General features: G+C 64.1%; 17 protein-coding genes. 11 read left to right on the forward strand and 6 right to left on the reverse strand.

Annotation, left to right across the window (positions count from 1 at the left end):
- The first annotated feature begins 14 nt into the window (after positions 1-14).
- The 6 genes from NTA49_RS03225 (at position 15) to NTA49_RS03250 (ending at position 5,189) form a co-directional block, all read left to right on the forward strand.
- The gene (locus NTA49_RS03225; RefSeq protein WP_258293219.1) at positions 15-470 is read left to right on the forward strand and encodes a GNAT family N-acetyltransferase; all 456 of its coding nucleotides are present in this window, start codon (positions 15-17) and stop codon (positions 468-470) included.
- Positions 470-1,825, forward strand: a complete 1,356-nt coding sequence (locus tag NTA49_RS03230) for a DUF2927 domain-containing protein (protein WP_258293220.1) — start codon at positions 470-472, stop codon at positions 1,823-1,825. Before NTA49_RS03225 ends, NTA49_RS03230 begins: the two co-directional genes overlap by 1 nt.
- Before the next feature lie 13 nt (positions 1,826-1,838).
- Positions 1,839-2,006: a hypothetical protein gene (locus NTA49_RS03235; protein ID WP_258293221.1), complete on the forward strand. Its 168-nt coding sequence runs from the start codon at positions 1,839-1,841 to the stop codon at positions 2,004-2,006.
- Entirely contained in the window at positions 2,006-3,193 is a 1,188-nt protein-coding gene (locus tag NTA49_RS03240) for a vWA domain-containing protein (RefSeq protein WP_258293222.1), read from the forward strand. Before NTA49_RS03235 ends, NTA49_RS03240 begins: the two co-directional genes overlap by 1 nt.
- Positions 3,194-3,309: 116 nt before the next feature.
- Positions 3,310-4,464, forward strand: a complete 1,155-nt coding sequence (locus NTA49_RS03245) for a cytochrome P450 (RefSeq protein ID WP_258293223.1) — start codon at positions 3,310-3,312, stop codon at positions 4,462-4,464.
- Positions 4,465-4,502: 38 nt separating this feature from the next.
- Complete coding sequence (locus NTA49_RS03250; RefSeq protein WP_258293224.1) at positions 4,503-5,189, forward strand: M48 family metallopeptidase; 687 nt, start codon at positions 4,503-4,505, stop codon at positions 5,187-5,189.
- Here NTA49_RS03250 and NTA49_RS03255 read toward each other — a convergent pair.
- The 6 genes from NTA49_RS03255 to NTA49_RS03280 all read right to left on the reverse strand — a co-directional run bounded on the left by NTA49_RS03255 (position 5,186) and on the right by NTA49_RS03280 (position 11,401).
- The gene (locus NTA49_RS03255; RefSeq protein ID WP_258293225.1) at positions 5,186-5,728 is read right to left on the reverse strand and encodes an RSP_2648 family PIN domain-containing protein; all 543 of its coding nucleotides are present in this window, start codon (positions 5,726-5,728) and stop codon (positions 5,186-5,188) included. The genes NTA49_RS03250 and NTA49_RS03255 overlap by 4 nt on opposite strands.
- A 24-nt stretch (positions 5,729-5,752) precedes the next feature.
- A complete protein-coding gene (locus tag NTA49_RS03260; RefSeq protein ID WP_258293226.1) occupies positions 5,753-6,985 on the reverse strand; it encodes an RSP_2647 family RNA methyltransferase in 1,233 nt (410 codons plus the stop codon).
- A gap of 38 nt (positions 6,986-7,023) precedes the next feature.
- A complete protein-coding gene (locus NTA49_RS03265; RefSeq protein WP_258293227.1) occupies positions 7,024-7,698 on the reverse strand; it encodes a DUF6778 family protein in 675 nt (224 codons plus the stop codon).
- Positions 7,699-7,863: 165 nt separating this feature from the next.
- Positions 7,864-8,283, reverse strand: a complete 420-nt coding sequence (locus NTA49_RS03270) for an antitoxin Xre/MbcA/ParS toxin-binding domain-containing protein (RefSeq protein ID WP_258293228.1) — start codon at positions 8,281-8,283, stop codon at positions 7,864-7,866.
- 86 nt (positions 8,284-8,369) lie between these two features.
- Positions 8,370-8,639 carry a hypothetical protein gene (locus tag NTA49_RS03275; protein ID WP_258293229.1) on the reverse strand — a complete coding sequence of 90 codons (270 nt, stop codon included), beginning with the start codon at positions 8,637-8,639 and terminating at the stop codon, positions 8,370-8,372.
- The gene (locus NTA49_RS03280; protein WP_258293230.1) at positions 8,636-11,401 is read right to left on the reverse strand and encodes a [protein-PII] uridylyltransferase family protein; all 2,766 of its coding nucleotides are present in this window, start codon (positions 11,399-11,401) and stop codon (positions 8,636-8,638) included. Before NTA49_RS03280 ends, NTA49_RS03275 begins: the two co-directional genes overlap by 4 nt.
- Positions 11,402-11,522: 121 nt before the next feature.
- Here NTA49_RS03280 and NTA49_RS03285 point away from each other — a divergent pair, with 121 nt between their 5' ends.
- The 5 genes from NTA49_RS03285 (at position 11,523) to NTA49_RS03305 (ending at position 15,010) form a co-directional block, all read left to right on the forward strand.
- Positions 11,523-11,990, forward strand: a complete 468-nt coding sequence (locus NTA49_RS03285; RefSeq protein WP_258293231.1) for a YbaK/EbsC family protein — start codon at positions 11,523-11,525, stop codon at positions 11,988-11,990.
- 139 nt (positions 11,991-12,129) lie between these two features.
- A complete protein-coding gene (locus tag NTA49_RS03290; RefSeq protein ID WP_258293232.1) occupies positions 12,130-12,534 on the forward strand; it encodes a DUF2852 domain-containing protein in 405 nt (134 codons plus the stop codon).
- A gap of 76 nt (positions 12,535-12,610) precedes the next feature.
- On the forward strand, positions 12,611-13,048 hold the full coding sequence (locus tag NTA49_RS03295; protein WP_258293233.1) for an RDD family protein: 438 nt from the start codon (positions 12,611-12,613) through the stop codon (positions 13,046-13,048).
- An 81-nt stretch (positions 13,049-13,129) separates the two neighbouring features.
- On the forward strand, positions 13,130-13,945 hold the full coding sequence (locus NTA49_RS03300) for an arginyltransferase (protein ID WP_258293234.1): 816 nt from the start codon (positions 13,130-13,132) through the stop codon (positions 13,943-13,945).
- A 21-nt stretch (positions 13,946-13,966) separates the two neighbouring features.
- A complete protein-coding gene (locus NTA49_RS03305) occupies positions 13,967-15,010 on the forward strand; it encodes an NAD(P)H-dependent flavin oxidoreductase (RefSeq protein ID WP_258293235.1) in 1,044 nt (347 codons plus the stop codon).
- Positions 15,011-15,073: the final 63 nt, after the last annotated feature.

Here is a 15,073-nt window from a genome sequence, read left to right on the forward strand (position 1 = left end):
CAGGCAGGCAGATCATGACACAAAATCCCGCACTGATTGTGCGTACTCTTCTGGCATCGGATCGCGCCCGCTGGGCCGAAATGTGGACCGGCTATCTGGAGTTCTATGAAACCAGTGTCGAAGCCCGGATCTACGACATCTATTTCGACCGGCTGCTGGGCGACGACCCGCGTGATTTCAACTGTCTGGTGGCCGAACTGGACGGCAGGCTGGTCGGCCTGACCCATTATCTGTTCCACCGTCACGGCTGGAAGATCGAGGACACCTGCTATCTTCAAGACCTCTATGCCGATCCCGGCGTGCGTGGCAAAGGCATCGGGCGCGCGCTGATCGAAGCGGTCTATGCCGCCGCCGACAAGGCAGGCGCGCCGTCGGTCTATTGGCTGACGCAGGATTTCAACCACACCGCCCGCCTGCTTTACGACCGGATCGGCACCCAGACACCCTTCATCAAATACGCGAGGGGCTGATGCGCAAATGTCTTCTGCCCCTTGCGCTGATGCTGAACGCCTGCATGCCCGTGTCGCAAAACCACATCCCGACGCGCGCGATTGCGCCGGACCGCTCCCTGCCCGCGATGAAGACCTTTGCCGCCCCGCAGCCGGTCCAGACCGGCAAGTCGAACGGCGATCTGGCGCAGGATTTTCTCGAACTGGCCTTCGAGCTGGAATCAGGCCGCGCCCTGCCCGTCTTTACCCGCTTCGAGGGGCCGATCACCGTGCGCATCACCGGCGCGCCGCCCGCGTCGCTGGGGCCCGATCTGAACCGGCTGATCGCGCGGCTGCAATCCGAGGCGGGCATCGACATCACCCGCACCACCAGCGGCAGGGCCAACATAACCATCCAGGCCGTCACCCGCGACGACATCAGCCGCACCCTGCCGGATGCCGCGTGCTTCGTGGTGCCCAACGTCACCTCGCTGGACGAATTCCGCAGCCTGCGCCGGTCTCCGCGCACCAGCTGGACCACGCTGCAAACCCGTGAAAAGCTGGCGATCTTCCTGCCCAATGACGCAAGCCCCCAAGAGGCGCGCGATTGCCTGCACGAGGAACTGGCACAGGCAATCGGGCCGTTGAACGATCTGTACCGGCTGCCGGATTCGGTGTTCAACGATGACAATGTGCACACCGTTCTGACCGGGTTCGACATGATGATCCTGCGTGCCTATTACGCACCGGAACTGCGGTCGGGCATGTCGCGCGCGCAGGTCGCGGCCCTTCTGCCGCGCGTTCTGGCGCGGATCAATCCCGCCGGTCAGGGACGTCCCGTCCACCGCGTATCGCGCACGCCGCAGGCCTGGTCGGCTGCGGTTCAGGGCGCGCTTGGCCCCGGTGCATCCCCCCGCAAACGCCGTGCCGCCGCGGCAGAGGCGCTGAAGATCGCGACCTTGATGAACTGGTCCGACCACCGCCGCGCCTTTGCACATTATGCCAACGGGCGCCTCTTGATGGGCAGCGACCCGCAGGCGGCACAGGCGCATTTCGCGCTGGCCGACCGCTATTACGCCGCAACCCCCGGCGCGGACCTGCACCGCGCCTATGTCGCCACGCAACTGGCCGCCTATGCTATCAGCCAGGGCGACGGCGCGCGCGCACAGGCGCTGATCGCACCTCATCTCGACATCGCCGCGCGCAACGAGAATGCAGCACTGCTGTCCACCCTGCTGCTGCTGCGCGCCGAAGCGCTTGAGTTGACCGGCGACAGCGCGCAGGCACGTACCGTCAGGGTGGACAGCCTTGGGTGGGCGCGTTACGGCTTTGGTCCAGACTGGGCTGTGCGGGCCAAGGAGCGCGAGATCGCGTCGCTGAACCCGCTCAACGGATAAACGGGTACACATTATGATCGTGATCGCATGCTTTCTGATCGGGGCCGTCATCGGCGGGCTGACTGCGCGCCGCCGCAAGGGCAACCGCAAGGACATCGCGCAATATGCAGCCGGATACGGCATCGCATTCTGCCTTGTCGGGCTGATCGTCACCGTGCTGATCGACCGGGCGCTGGTCTGATGTTTCTGCGGTTCTTCGATCAGTTGCGCAAGGCCGGGGTGCCGGTGTCCTTGCGCGAATTCCTGGCCTTTCTCGAGGGCATGAAAGCCGGTCTTGCCACCTATGACGTCGAGGCGTTCTATTACCTGGCCCGCGTGTCGATGGTGAAGGACGAGCGCAACATCGACAAGTTCGACCGCGCCTTTGCCGCCACCTTCGACGGGCTGGAAGAGATCAGCATCGAACAGGTGCTCGAAGCGGTGGACATCCCCGCCGACTGGCTGGAAAAGATGGCCGAAAAGCACCTGAGCGAAGAGGAAAAGGCCGAGATCGAAGCCGCGGGCGGGTTCGAAAAGCTGATGGAGACGCTGAAAAAGCGTCTTGAGGAACAAAAGAAACGCCATCAGGGCGGCTCGAAATGGGTCGGCACGGCGGGCACCTCGCCCTTTGGCGCCTACGGCTACAACCCCGAAGGCGTGCGCATCGGTCAGGACAAATCCCGCCACCAGCGCGCGGTCAAGGTCTGGGACAAGCGCGAGTTTCGCAATCTGGACGACAGCGTCGAGCTGGGCACGCGCAACATCAAGGTCGCGCTGAAACGTCTGCGCCGCTGGGCCCGCGACGGCGCGCAGGAAGAGCTGGACCTCAACGGCACCATCCGCGCGACCGCCGAACACGGATATCTCGACGTGAAAACCCGCCCCGAGCGGCGCAATGCCGTCAAGGTGCTGTTGTTTCTGGACATCGGCGGGTCGATGGACCCCCACGTCAAAGTCATGGAAGAGCTGTTTTCGGCGGCCAAGTCCGAATTCAAGCACATGGAGCACTTCTATTTCCACAACTGCCTCTATGAAGGCGTATGGCGCGACAACCGCCGCCGCTGGGACGCGCAGACGCCCACGCACGAGATCCTGCGCACCTACGGGCCGGACTACAAATGCATCTTCGTCGGCGATGCTTCGATGTCTCCTTACGAAATCGCCTATCCGGGCGGCGCGAACGAACACTGGAACCCCGAAAGCGGTCAGGTCTGGCTGCAGCGTGTGCGCGACCAATGGGCCAGCACCCTGTGGATCAACCCGATCCCCGAGAAATACTGGGACTATACCCAGTCGATCAAGATGATCCGCGACATCATGGGGCCGGACACGATGGTGCCCATGACGCTGGAAGGATTGTCGCGCGGGATGAAGGCGTTGACGCGCTGATCTGCCGCGTGGGTACGGCGTCCAAAAGCATCCGCACACCGGCGTAACTTCACCTGCGCAATTCTACCCACGCAATTTCGCTTGGCGTAGATCGCGGCGCGCCGTACCGTGCCGCAATGTCAGACGCTCCGGTGACCCATATCGACCTTGCCGACTTCGCCGCCGATCCCTACCCGGCGCTGGCGAGGATGCGTGCCGAGACGCCCGTGACATACGTACCCGAACTGGGCGCCACGCTGCTCACGCGCCGCGATGACATACACACCCAGGAAAAGCGGACCGAGGTGTTCTCTTCACGCCAGCCCGACGGGCTGATGACGCGGCTGATGGGCGAGAACATGATGCGCAAGGATGGCGACGCGCATATGGCCGAACGCCGCGCGCTGTTCCCGGCCCTCAGCCCGCGCACCGTGCAAGAGCATTGGAAACCGATCTTCGAGGCGGCAGCGCAGTACCACATCAAACGGCTGGTGCCGCGCGGGACATGCAATCTGGTCACGGATTTTGCCATGCCCGTCGCGGCCTCCGCGCTCAAGGCGATCACCGGGCTCGAGGCGATGACCGATGCCGAGATGGATGGCGTCAGCCAGGCCATGATCGACGGCTGCGCCAACTATGCAGGCGACAAGGGAATCGAGAGCCGCTGCAAACGCGCGACGCGGTTCATTGACGACCATATCAGTGACGCCACCGAGGGCCCGCCTGCAAGGTCCGCCCTGCAAGTCATGACCGACGCGGGCCTGCCGCCCGACAGCATCCGCGCCAACATCAAGCTGATCATCTCGGGCGGTCAGAACGAGCCGCGCGACGCAATCGCGGGCACCGTCTGGGCGCTGCTGAAACACCCCTCGCAACTGGCGATGATCCTCGACGGGCGCGCCACCTGGGGCGATGCATTTGCGGAATACGCGCGCTGGATTTCCCCCATCGGCATGTCGCCGCGCCGGGTGGAGCGTGCCGATACCGTTCTGGGCGTCACCTTCGAGCCCGAAGACCGCGTGTTCCTGATGTACGGCTCTGCCAACCGCGACGAGGCGCATTTCGCCCTGCCCGACACCTTCGACATCACCCGCAGCACCCAATCCGCCATCAGCTTCGGCGCCGGACCGCATTTCTGCGCAGGTGCCGCCGCCGCACGCTGTCTGATCACCGAAGTGGCCCTGCCGCTGGCCTTCGCCGAGTTGAAGAACCTGCGGCTGGCAGGCGACGCGCCCTTCGCAGGCTGGGCCTTTCGCGGCCCGGTGAAAATGCCCGTGAAATGGGACACGTGAACATTGCCCTTGGGCCCCTATCGCCCCATATCTAGGCTATGTTGAAGTTCACCCCAATCCTGCTGGCGATCATCTACGCCCTCGTGATGTACCGGTTCTCGACCTGGCGGTTGAAAAACGAGCTGGATCAGAAATCGACCGAGCTGGCCGATCCGATGCTGCGCACCCTGTGCAACCGCATGGCAGCCGCGCTGGATCTGCCGCGCATCCGCGTGCACATCTACGAAATCGCGCCGATCAACGGCCTGGCGGCACCCGATGGGCGCATCTTCATCACGCGCGGGTTCTACAATGCCTTCCGCGAGGGCAAGGTGTCGGCGGACGAGCTTGCATCGGTCATCGCGCACGAACTGGGCCACGTCGCCTTGGGCCATTCGCGCCGCCGGATGATCGACTTTTCGGGGCAGAACGCGCTGCGCACGGCGATGGCGATGGTGCTCTCGCGGTTCCTGCCGGGCATCGGCGTGCTGATCGCCAACGGGCTGACCAGCCTGCTGGCCGCGCGTCTGTCGCGCAAGGACGAATACGAGGCGGACAGCTATGCCGCCGCCCTGCTGACCAAGGCGGGCATCGGGATCGCGCCGCAAATCTCGCTGTTCGAAAAGCTCGAGGCGTTGACGCAGAGCAATTCGGGGGCCGCCCCCGCCTGGTTGATGAGCCACCCCAAGACCACCGAGCGGATCGCGGCGCTGCGCACCCTCGATGCGAAATGGTCTGCGGATTAGGGTATTGGCTGGGCCAACGCCTTGCCGATCCGGGGCAAACGCGCCTTCTTCATCAGGCCGCGCATGGTCCAGTCACTGCCTGACATGGCGCGCGCCTGATCCAGTACATATTCGGCCACATCTTGTACAACTTCGGGCTGGTTCAGCCAGACCTGATGCAGATAACCGTCGGGGTCGATCCGGCTCAGCCCCTCTTCGGCCAAGATATTGCGCGGGAAATCCTTGGCGTTCAGGGTCATGATTACGTCGGACGATCCGGCAATCGCAGCCCCCAGAACGTGGATGTCATTGTCGTCCGGCAGCCACAGACGTTGCAACAGCCCCGGCTGCGGCGTCACGCTCGCACGCGGCCACGCGGCCTGCAGCATCGCAATCTCGCCCCGCGCCTGCGCCTCGCCTTGCGGTCCCAAACGTGCGGCGGCGCGCGCCCATTCCTCGAGCAGGCGCGGCGACCATTGCGGCTCGAACACGCCTTTTGAGGCGACGCCCAGCACCATTTCCCGCATCACGGTGGGATAAAGCACACAGGCGTCGATCATGATCTTCAAGGGGACGAACACCGATTAGAGACGGAAAAACAACGCCTTGAGATAGCCGCTTTCAGCCAGCGCAGGCAGCAGCGGGTGGTCGGGTCCGGCAAAACCGGTGTGGATCAGCGACGCATGACGCCCTGCCCGTCCGATACCGCGCACGCAAGCCGAGCGGAATTGCGTAAGGTCTGCGGCGTGCGAACATGAGCAGAGTACCAGAATGCCGTTCTCTGCCACCAGCGGTGCCGCCAGACGCGCCACACGTTCATAGGCGCGCAAGCCCGGCTCAAGCGCCTTGCGCGAGGGGGCAAATGCGGGCGGATCGCACACGACCACCTCGAACGGGTCAACCTGCCCCTCGAGATCGGCCAGCACTTCGAACGCATCGCCCTGCCGCGTCTCGAACTTGCCCGCGACACCCATCGCGTCGGCACCGGCCCGCGCCAGTTCCAGCGCCGGGGCAGAACCGTCGACCGCCAGCACATGCTCTGCACCACCGGCCAAAGCTGCCAGACCAAAACCACCGACATGGCTGAACACATCCAGCACCCGCGCGCCTTTTGACAGTCGTTTGGCAAAGGCGTGGTTGGGCCGCTGGTCAAAGAACAGGCCGGTCTTCTGACCCGTCGCCAGATCGGCCATATAGGTGGCCCCGTTCATCGACACGGCCACCGGTCCATCGGGCTGGCTGCCCAAAAGCACTTCGTTCACGTCGTTCAGCCCTTCAAGGCTGCGGGTTCGGCCACCGGCGTTTTTAAGGATGTTGGTGCAGCCCGTGACCTCGGCCAGTGCCGCCGCCAGATCGGGCAGCATCATCTCGGCCCAGGCCGCATTGGGCTGGATCACGCAGGTGTCGCCGAAACGGTCGATGATCACACCGGGCAGCCCGTCGGCCTCGGCGTGGATCAGCCGGTAGAACGGCTCGTCGAACAATTGCGCGCGCAGGATCTGGGCGCGGGCCAGATGTTTCACCAGCCATGCACGGTTGATCTGCGCGCCGGGCTCGCTGTCGAGCATCCGCGCGATGATCTTGCTGTCGGGGTTGACCGTGACCACGCCCATCGGCGTGCGGTTCTCGTCGACCAGTTCGGCAATGGTACCGGGGGCCAGACCGCGCGTGCGGCGGTCGGTCACCAGTTCGTTGGCATAGACCCAAGGAAAGCCGTGCCGGATAGCACGTGCGTTGGCTTTGGGCAAAAGGCGGACCACGGGACGGTCGGATGGACGGTCGGCGGAGGCATCGGAATGCAATGAGGGCGCTGTCATAGCGCCCTCTTACATGGTTATCGCGGTGAAATGGAAGATCAGAGTTTGCGCGCCACCTGCATGAAACCCTGACGCGGGGCGTCGGGCGCGCTTACGCGGGCCATTTCCTGGCGCAGCACCTCGGCCAGATGCGCGGCGATCCGCACCTTCTGGGTCAGACCACGGGATTCGGCGTCGATGGCCTGCTGCCCGCCGAACGCCTTGAGGTTCGCCTTGACCGGATGCGGCGCACCCAAGGGCGCGCCCGTAGCGGCATCGCGCACCTGCATGGTGAAGGCGATGGAATGAACGCCGCCGACGGTATAGCGGGCCTTTTCGGTCAGCGCGTGAAAGCGCGTGACGGTCACATCCAGAACGACGGGACGGTCGCCCGCGACCTTGTCGGCACCGCGTTGCAGCGCCGTCTGGAAAATCGCCGTGACCTGTGCGTGACGGTCCCCTGCGGGATCTTCGCGCCAGACGATGTCGCCGCTGGGGTAATACATGTTCGCCTCCGAGACCTTCAGCGATTGCGGCACGGTCACGTTGATCGCGGCGATGCGCACCGTGGGGGCCAGCGGTGCCGGATCGGTCTGCAAAAGCGGCATCGCATCTGCCCGTGCGAAGGCCGGGGCGGTTTCAAAGGGGATGTTGCGCGTGGCTGTTTCGGTTGTGGCACAGGCAGACACCATTGCGCCCAGACCCAGCACTGTGATCAGTTTAATAAGCTTCATATCAAATCTCCGGTGGCACGGTTAATGCTCGAACTTTTTGTGCCTTGGAGCGGTATTTGCTCCCGAATTGGGTCAGCAATGCGACATTGGTGAAGATTTTTCGTGAATTGTTGAACGATCAAGCGATTGTTTCGCCCCAGGACACGACCATGCCTGTAAGCGCGCCTATCTGGTCAGCAGTTCAATCACGGCATCGGCGCCCGCCGGGCTGGAGATTGCCAGCGCCATCGGTGCGACACCGCCAAGTTCGGAATGAGGCTTTTCCAGAAAGCGCATCACCAGCGCGCCGTTGCCCTCGTGCACCCGGTCGGCCACCACGTAAGCACGCGCAAAATCGTAGAGCACCTGGCTTTTTACCGGGCTCAGTGGCTGCTTTTCGGTCTTGGCCCGCCGGTACGCCCGCTCGGGGATCAGGTTCAGCTCGGGCGGGGAATGCATGATCTGAAGTATCTTCTCGACCGATGCCGCAGGAAGCCCGTACCCGACCTGATCGGTCAGCGTCTTGGTGTCGTTGACCTCTTCGGGCAGTCCCAAAAGCTCCGATACCCGGTCGATCTCTGTTTCTCGCGTCAGCTTGCCATTCATGCAGATCTCCCCTTGCGTGCAAGGGATGACAGTTTTGCCGATATATCACAACCCGTTAAGAAAATTGGCCGTTAGGCCGATCAGGATCAGTCGCGCGCCCGGCTGCGCCAGCCACCGCGACGGCGCGGCTTGTCCATCGCGGCAAGGCCATCGGTCATCACCTGCGTCATCGGATGGTCGGCGCGGTCGGCATAATGATCCAGCAGCGCCGCCAGAGCGGTGCGCGTGTCGGCGTCCACCGGCAGGCTGAGCGCCCAGTCCAGAAAGATGCTGCGGCATTCGGGTGGCGTGATCCCGTCGATGCGAAAGGATTCGTAGATCAGGCCCTTGGGGTCGTTGACGTCGCCTTTTTTCATCCTGGCTCTTTCTGCTGGGGCAAAACCGCGTCGATCACGTCGGCGGCGGCATCCGTGGTGCGCGACAAGGTCTCGCGCAGGGTTTCAAGATCGGGCTGGCCGGTGATGCGCAACAGGAACGCAACGCCGCCCTGCCCCAACGCATCCGTATCCAGCGGCGCCTGTGTCAGCAGCCGCGCCGCGATCTGCATGTCAAAGCACAGCGCATAGGCGTCGAGAAGCGTGTCGGCCGCCGCCTGATCCCACAGCCCGCAATCGACTCCACCCGCGATGCCGCTGGGCACGCTGCGCGCCAGCTGACCGGCCAGCAGCCCGCCCATCTGCGCAATCAGCTCGATGTCCTGCATCCGGCCCCGGCCCAGCTTGGTGTCCCAAGGGCCCGCGGGCTGTTTCGCCGCCGCGATCCGGGCGCGCATCTCGGCCACGTCGCCCAAGGTCTGGTCCCTGTCGCGGGTCTGGGTCACCAGACCCTGACGGTACTGTTCTATGTCGATGACCAGATCGGGCGGCCCCGCGATCACCGTGGCACGGGTCAGCGCCAAATGCTCCCACGTCCAGGCCTCGGCGCGCTGATAGTCTTGAAAGCTGGGCCAACTGGTCGCCACGGGGCCCTGATTGCCCGAAGGGCGCAGGCGCATGTCGACCTCGTAAAGCTTGCCCTGCGCGGTGCTGGTGGTGATGGCGGTGATCAACGCCTGCGTCAGCCGCGCATAATAGGGCCGCGTCGCAAGCGATTTCGGCCCGTCCGACGCATCGGCATCCAGCGGGTCATAGATCACGATCATGTCCAGGTCCGAGGTCGGGCTGAGCGTCCCGGCCCCCAGCGATCCCATGCCCACGACCGCCGCGCCCCGACCGGGGGGCGGGCCAAAACGGCGGGCGAATTCGTCCACCACCACGGGCCAGAGCGCGCGCACACAGATGCGGGCCAGTTCGGAATAATGTGCCGCCGCATCGCCGGGGTCTATCACCCCGCGCAGCAGGTGCACGCCGATGCGAAAGTGCCATTCCTTGGCCCAGCGGCGCACGATATCCAGCCGCGATTCGTAATCGGGCTCGTCGTGCAGCGCGCTTTCCAGATCGGCCTGCCAGACGTCCAGTTCGGGCCAATCGTCAAAGAACGCGCCCCCGATCACCGCATCAAAGACACCCGCGTTCTGGCTGAGGTGACGCGCAAGTGCAGGCGACGTGCCGACGATGTCGATCAGCAGATCGACCAGCTGCGGGTTCGCCTCGAACAGGGAAAACAGCTGAACTCCGGCGGGCAGACCGGCCAGAAACCCGTCGAGCGCGCGCAATGCCTCGTCGGGCCGTGCAGCGCGCGACAGCTTTTCCAGAAACACCGGGCGGATACGCTCGAAGACCGCAGCGCCGCGCGCACTGCGCAAGGCGGGGTACGTGGGCCAGCGGTTGGTGATCGACAGGTCGATGTCGGGCACTTCCGTCTCAGTCTCGGTAGGTGCGGAGGGTGCAAAGAAACCTTCGGTGTCCTCGTGCACTGCCGCAAGCCTTTTGCGCAGGTCGGAGGTCAGCGCGTCCACGTCCATGTCCATCATTGCCGCCAGCCGGGCAAAGCCCTTGTCGGTGGCGGGCAACCTGTGCGTCTGCGCATCGCGCACCATCTGCAGGCGATGTTCGACGGTGCGGTGGGCGCGGTAGTGGTCGGTCAGCCGCGCCGCAACTTCGACCGGTATCCAGCCCTTCTGCGACAGCACGGCCAGCCCGTCGATGGTGCCGCGCACCCGCAGGTCGGCGTCGCGCCCGCCCGCGATCAACTGGCGGGTTTGGGTGAAGAACTCGATCTCGCGGATGCCACCGCGCCCCAGCTTCATGTTGTGGTCGGGCAATGTGATCGGCCCGCCAAGTCCCTTGTGTTGCCGGATCGCCAGCCGCATGTCATGGGCGTCCTGAATGGCCGCAAAATCCAGATGCCTGCGCCAGACGAAGGGCCGCAGCGTGGCCAGGAACTTGTCGCCTGCGGCCAGGTCACCCGCTGCGGGACGCGCCTTGATATAGGCGGCACGCTCCCATGTGCGGCCAAGGCTTTCGTAGTAACGCTCGGCGGCCTCCATCGACATGCAGACGGGCGTGACGGCAGGATCGGGGCGCAGACGCAGGTCGGTGCGAAACACGTAACCTTCGCCGGTGATGTCATTCAGCGCCGCACTCATCGCCCGCGTGGCCCGAACAAAGGCCGCGCGCGCTTCGTGATAGTCGGGCGGATCGAAACGGCTTTCGTCGAAGAGGCAGATCAGGTCGATGTCCGAGGAATAGTTCAGCTCGCCCGCGCCCATCTTGCCCATGGCAAGCACAACCATGCCGCCCGCATCGGCGATGTCGTCGGAGCCCATCCCCGGCAGCTTGCCGCGTTTGATCTGGGTGGCGATGCCTGCGCGCAGGGCGGTGTCGCAGGCCGCATCGGCCAATGCCGTCAGCGCCCCCGTCACCTGTTCCAGCGGCCACACCCCGCCCAGATCGGCCAGCCCTGTCAGCAGCGCCACCCGGCGCTTGGCCTGACGCAGACCGCTCATCAACCCGGCCTGTTCCAGTGCGGCCACAAAGGCCAGCGTGTCGGTCAGCGCCGCGTCGGGCGCTTGCAGCGCCTGCGCGATCCAGGGGGCCTCTTTTTCGATCAACCCGGCCAGATAGGGGCTGCACGCCGCCGTGCCTGCGATCAGCTCGGCCTGTTCGGCGGTCACATCCGGCACCAGCGCGCGCGCTTCGGCGCCACGGTCGGGATCGAAAGCGCGCGGTATGCGCATGGGAATAAGGGGCGTGTTCATAGGCGTACTTTGCCCGCTGACAGGCGCGCGTCAATGGGGGCTGCGTTTGCCGCCAACTCTGCTCTTGCGCGGCAGCAGACCGATTGCCAAATATACCCCCATGAGCAAAAGCCTGAAACGCGTCCGTGCCGCCCTGGAGGCCGCAGGACAGACCCCGCAGATCACCGAAACCGCTCTGGCGCGCACCGCACAGGACGCCGCAGACGCATTGGGGTGCACCGTGGACCAGATCGGCAAGTCGATCGTGTTCCAGGGCCAGACCAGCGGGCGCGCGGTGCTGTTCGTGACCGCAGGCGGCAACCGCGTCGATGTGGCCAAGGCCGCGGCGCTGGCGGGCGAGGATCTGGGCAAGGCCGATGCCGCCGCAATCCGTGCGCAGACCGGCTTTGCCATCGGCGGCGTCTCTCCGGTTGGGCACCTGTCGCCGATCCGGTGCTTTTTCGACCGCCGCCTGCTGGATTTCGACGTGATCTGGGCCGCAGCGGGCACGCCGCACCACGTTTTCGCAATCACCCCGGCGGATCTGGTGAAAATCTGCGATGCCGAAGTCTCTGATTTCAAATCGTAAAAAAAGTAAATGTAAAAAACATTCACATACACCCTTGCGCCAGAGCCAGGAATGCCCAAATTCAGTGATGTGAAAGACATTCACATTCCGGCCAAGTCAAAATCAAACCGGGATTTCACGCTTGATGAAAGGTTCAAAGATGACAACCGCAACTGCACCCGTTTCTTCCACATCGAACCCCGGTTGGTTCGCCAAGACCGAAGGCTGGCTGGATGCCCGTGGCAAAGGCGCATGGATCGCCGCAATGGTCCTCGGCTTTGTGTTTTTCTGGCCCGTTGGCCTCGCCCTTCTGTTTTACCTGATCTGGAGCAAACGCATGTTCAATAAATCCTGTTCGTCCCGCCGCATGTCGCGTTCGATGACCTCGATGCGATCCACCGGCAACTCGGCTTTCGACAGCTACAAGGCGGACACGCTGCGCCGTCTGGAAGAAGAGCAAAATAACTTCGAGGCGTTCCTGGAGCGTCTGCGCGAAGCCAAGGACAAGGCAGAGTTCGACCAGTTCATGGACGAGCGCGCCAAGCCTGCCAGCACCGAAGCCTGAACTTGACCACATAACGCCGGCCCCCCGGAAACGGGGGCTGGCCTCCCTTTTCCCCATTCTGGAACAGAAGGCTCACATGACCTATTCCGCCGATCCGCTTGCCGATCCGAAATTCTACCGCGATGTCACGACCAAACGGTTCATGGCGTGGATCGTCGACACCATCCTTGTGCTGGTTCTGGCGGTGATCATCGTGCCCTTCACCGCCTTCACCGGGCTGTTCTTTTTCCCCGCGCTTTATGCGGTGATTGACTTTGCCTACCGCACCATCACCATCGCCAACCGCAGCAGCACGCTGGGCATGCGTCTTGCCGCGATCGAATTGCGCGATGCGACGGGCGCGCGTCTGGACCTGGGTCAGGCGCTGCTGCACACCACCGGATATTACGTCAGCTGGGCGGTCTTTCCGCTGCAACTTCTGTCGGTGATCTTCATGTGTGCAGCGTCGCGCGGCCAAAGCCTGACAGACCTTGTTCTGGGCACGGCGGCAATGAATCGCCGGAGCCTGGGGTAAATCTTGTAAACCTTGAATCGAAGTGGCTCTTGTCAGACATTTCTGCGTGGCTATCATTACAAAAAACCACACGGATCTTTCATGCGCCATTCGCTGCCTCTTGCACCGCAGTTCTACGTCACCGCTCCGCAACCCTGCCCTTATCTCGAGGGCAGGATGGAGCGAAAGCTGTTCACTGCCTTGCAGGGCGAGAATGCGGGCCGACTAAACGACAGCCTGTCGCATCAGGGGTTTAGACGCTCGCAGAACGTGCTCTACCGGCCATCGTGCACCGATTGCGCGGCCTGCCTGTCGGCGCGGATCAATGTCGCGGCGTTCAAGCCGACCAAAAGCCAGCGGCGCACGCAGCGGCGCAATGCCGACGTCAGCCGCCGCGCGACATCGCCCTGGGCCACCGAAGCGCAATACGATCTGTTTCGCCATTACCTCGACAGCCGCCATGCCGATGGCGGGATGGCCGACATGGACGTGTTCGAGTTCGCCGCGATGATCGAGGAGACGCCGGTGCGCAGCCGGGTCATCGAATACACCGGCCCCGATCACGATCTGATCGGCACCTGCCTCACGGATGTGCTGTCCGACGGGCTGAGCATGGTCTATTCGTTCTACACTCCCGACATGCCGCGCAACAGCCTGGGCACCTACCTGATCCTCGACCACATCGAAATCGCCCGCGAGGCGGGGCTGCCCTATGTCTATCTTGGCTACTGGGTGCCGGGCAGTCAGAAGATGGGCTATAAATCCAACTTTTCCGGGCTCGAGATCTATGCGGGGGGCAAGTGGAAAAAGCTGAACAATCCCGATGACTACACCCCCGAAACCCATCCGCTGTCATCCGATCCGATTGCCGAACAGGTCGCCAACATCGCCCTGCCCGACAGCCGCCCGGCACGCTAAGCGACGCGGGCGGGACAGGCCATGACATTCCTCGATCAGCTCAATGTCACGCACCCGATCATTCAGGCCCCGATGGCGGGCGTCTCGACCCCGGCGCTGGCGGCTGCGGTGTCGGATGCGGGCGGTTTGGGGTCAATCGGCGTGGGCGCCACCGACGCCGCAGGCGCGCGCGCGATGATCGACACGATCCGTGCGCTGACCGACCGCGCGTTCAACGTCAACGTCTTCGTCCACGCGACACCTACTCCGGATGCGGCGCGCGAGGCGGCGTGGCTTCACGCGATGCGCCCGCTTTTCAATGCCTACGAAGCCGAGCCTCCGACCGGGTTGCGCATCATCTATCGCAGCTTTGCCGACGACGATGCCATGTTCGAGATGTTGGTCGAAACGGCACCGCCCGTGGTCAGCTTTCACTTCGGTCTGCCCGATGCCGCCCGCATCAAGGCGCTAAAGGATGCAGGCTGCGCGCTGATCGCCACGGCCACCAACCTGCGCGAGGCCAAAGCCATCGCTGCGGCAGGCCTCGATGCGATCATCGCCCAAGGGATCGAGGCCGGCGGCCATCGCGGCATGTTCGACCCCGACGCTGCCGACGATATGCTCGGCACCTTCGCGCTGACGCGACTGCTGGTCAAGAACACGTCCCTTCCCGTCATCGCCGCCGGCGGCATCATGGACGGCGCAGGCATCCGCGCGGTGCTGGACCTGGGGGCCGTGGCCGCCCAGCTAGGCACCGCCTTCATTGCCTGTCCCGAAAGCAGCGCAGACGAGGCTTACCGCGCCGCCCTCGCAGGCGAGGCCGCACAGCACACCCTGCTGACCAAGGCGATTTCAGGTCGCCCCGCACGCGCTCTGGCCAACCGGTTCACCGCGTGGGCCAGCCAGACCAAGGCCGCGGTCCCCGACTACCCAATCGCCTATGACGCAGGCAAGGCCCTGAACGCCGCCGCCAAGGCTGCGGGCGAACACGGCTTCGGCGCGCAATGGGCCGGACAAGGCGCACCCCTCAGCCGTGCAATGCCAGCCGCCGATCTTGTCGCCTTGCTGCACAGGGAATGCAGCTGAGCACAGGGCTGCCCGCAGTTTCTTTTGGCCACAAATATCCCGGAGGTCTGGAGGCAGAGCCTC

It is taken from the genome of Pseudosulfitobacter koreensis (assembly GCF_024733015.1).
GTDB lineage: Bacteria > Pseudomonadota > Alphaproteobacteria > Rhodobacterales > Rhodobacteraceae > Pseudosulfitobacter > Pseudosulfitobacter koreensis.

Bases quoted from the DNA above. Each gene is read 5' to 3' on its own strand.
- NTA49_RS03300 (WP_258293234.1), top strand. From the start codon at position 13,130: ATGCGCCATTCGCTGCCTCTTGCACCGCAGTTCTACGTCACCGCTCCG.
- NTA49_RS03295 (WP_258293233.1), top strand. From the start codon at position 12,611: ATGACCTATTCCGCCGATCCGCTTGCCGATCCGAAATTCTACCGCGAT.
- NTA49_RS03275 (WP_258293229.1), bottom strand. From the start codon at position 8,639: ATGAAAAAAGGCGACGTCAACGACCCCAAGGGCCTGATCTACGAATCC.
- NTA49_RS03225 (WP_258293219.1), top strand. From the start codon at position 15: ATGACACAAAATCCCGCACTGATTGTGCGTACTCTTCTGGCATCGGAT.
- NTA49_RS03230 (WP_258293220.1), top strand. From the start codon at position 470: ATGCGCAAATGTCTTCTGCCCCTTGCGCTGATGCTGAACGCCTGCATG.
- NTA49_RS03255 (WP_258293225.1), bottom strand. From the start codon at position 5,728: ATGATCGACGCCTGTGTGCTTTATCCCACCGTGATGCGGGAAATGGTG.
- NTA49_RS03250 (WP_258293224.1), top strand. From the start codon at position 4,503: ATGTTGAAGTTCACCCCAATCCTGCTGGCGATCATCTACGCCCTCGTG.
- NTA49_RS03285 (WP_258293231.1), top strand. From the start codon at position 11,523: ATGAGCAAAAGCCTGAAACGCGTCCGTGCCGCCCTGGAGGCCGCAGGA.
- NTA49_RS03290 (WP_258293232.1), top strand. From the start codon at position 12,130: ATGACAACCGCAACTGCACCCGTTTCTTCCACATCGAACCCCGGTTGG.
- NTA49_RS03235 (WP_258293221.1), top strand. From the start codon at position 1,839: ATGATCGTGATCGCATGCTTTCTGATCGGGGCCGTCATCGGCGGGCTG.
- NTA49_RS03260 (WP_258293226.1), bottom strand. From the start codon at position 6,985: ATGACAGCGCCCTCATTGCATTCCGATGCCTCCGCCGACCGTCCATCC.
- NTA49_RS03270 (WP_258293228.1), bottom strand. From the start codon at position 8,283: ATGAATGGCAAGCTGACGCGAGAAACAGAGATCGACCGGGTATCGGAG.
- NTA49_RS03245 (WP_258293223.1), top strand. From the start codon at position 3,310: ATGTCAGACGCTCCGGTGACCCATATCGACCTTGCCGACTTCGCCGCC.
- NTA49_RS03280 (WP_258293230.1), bottom strand. From the start codon at position 11,401: ATGCGCATACCGCGCGCTTTCGATCCCGACCGTGGCGCCGAAGCGCGC.
- NTA49_RS03305 (WP_258293235.1), top strand. From the start codon at position 13,967: ATGACATTCCTCGATCAGCTCAATGTCACGCACCCGATCATTCAGGCC.
- NTA49_RS03265 (WP_258293227.1), bottom strand. From the start codon at position 7,698: ATGAAGCTTATTAAACTGATCACAGTGCTGGGTCTGGGCGCAATGGTG.
- NTA49_RS03240 (WP_258293222.1), top strand. From the start codon at position 2,006: ATGTTTCTGCGGTTCTTCGATCAGTTGCGCAAGGCCGGGGTGCCGGTG.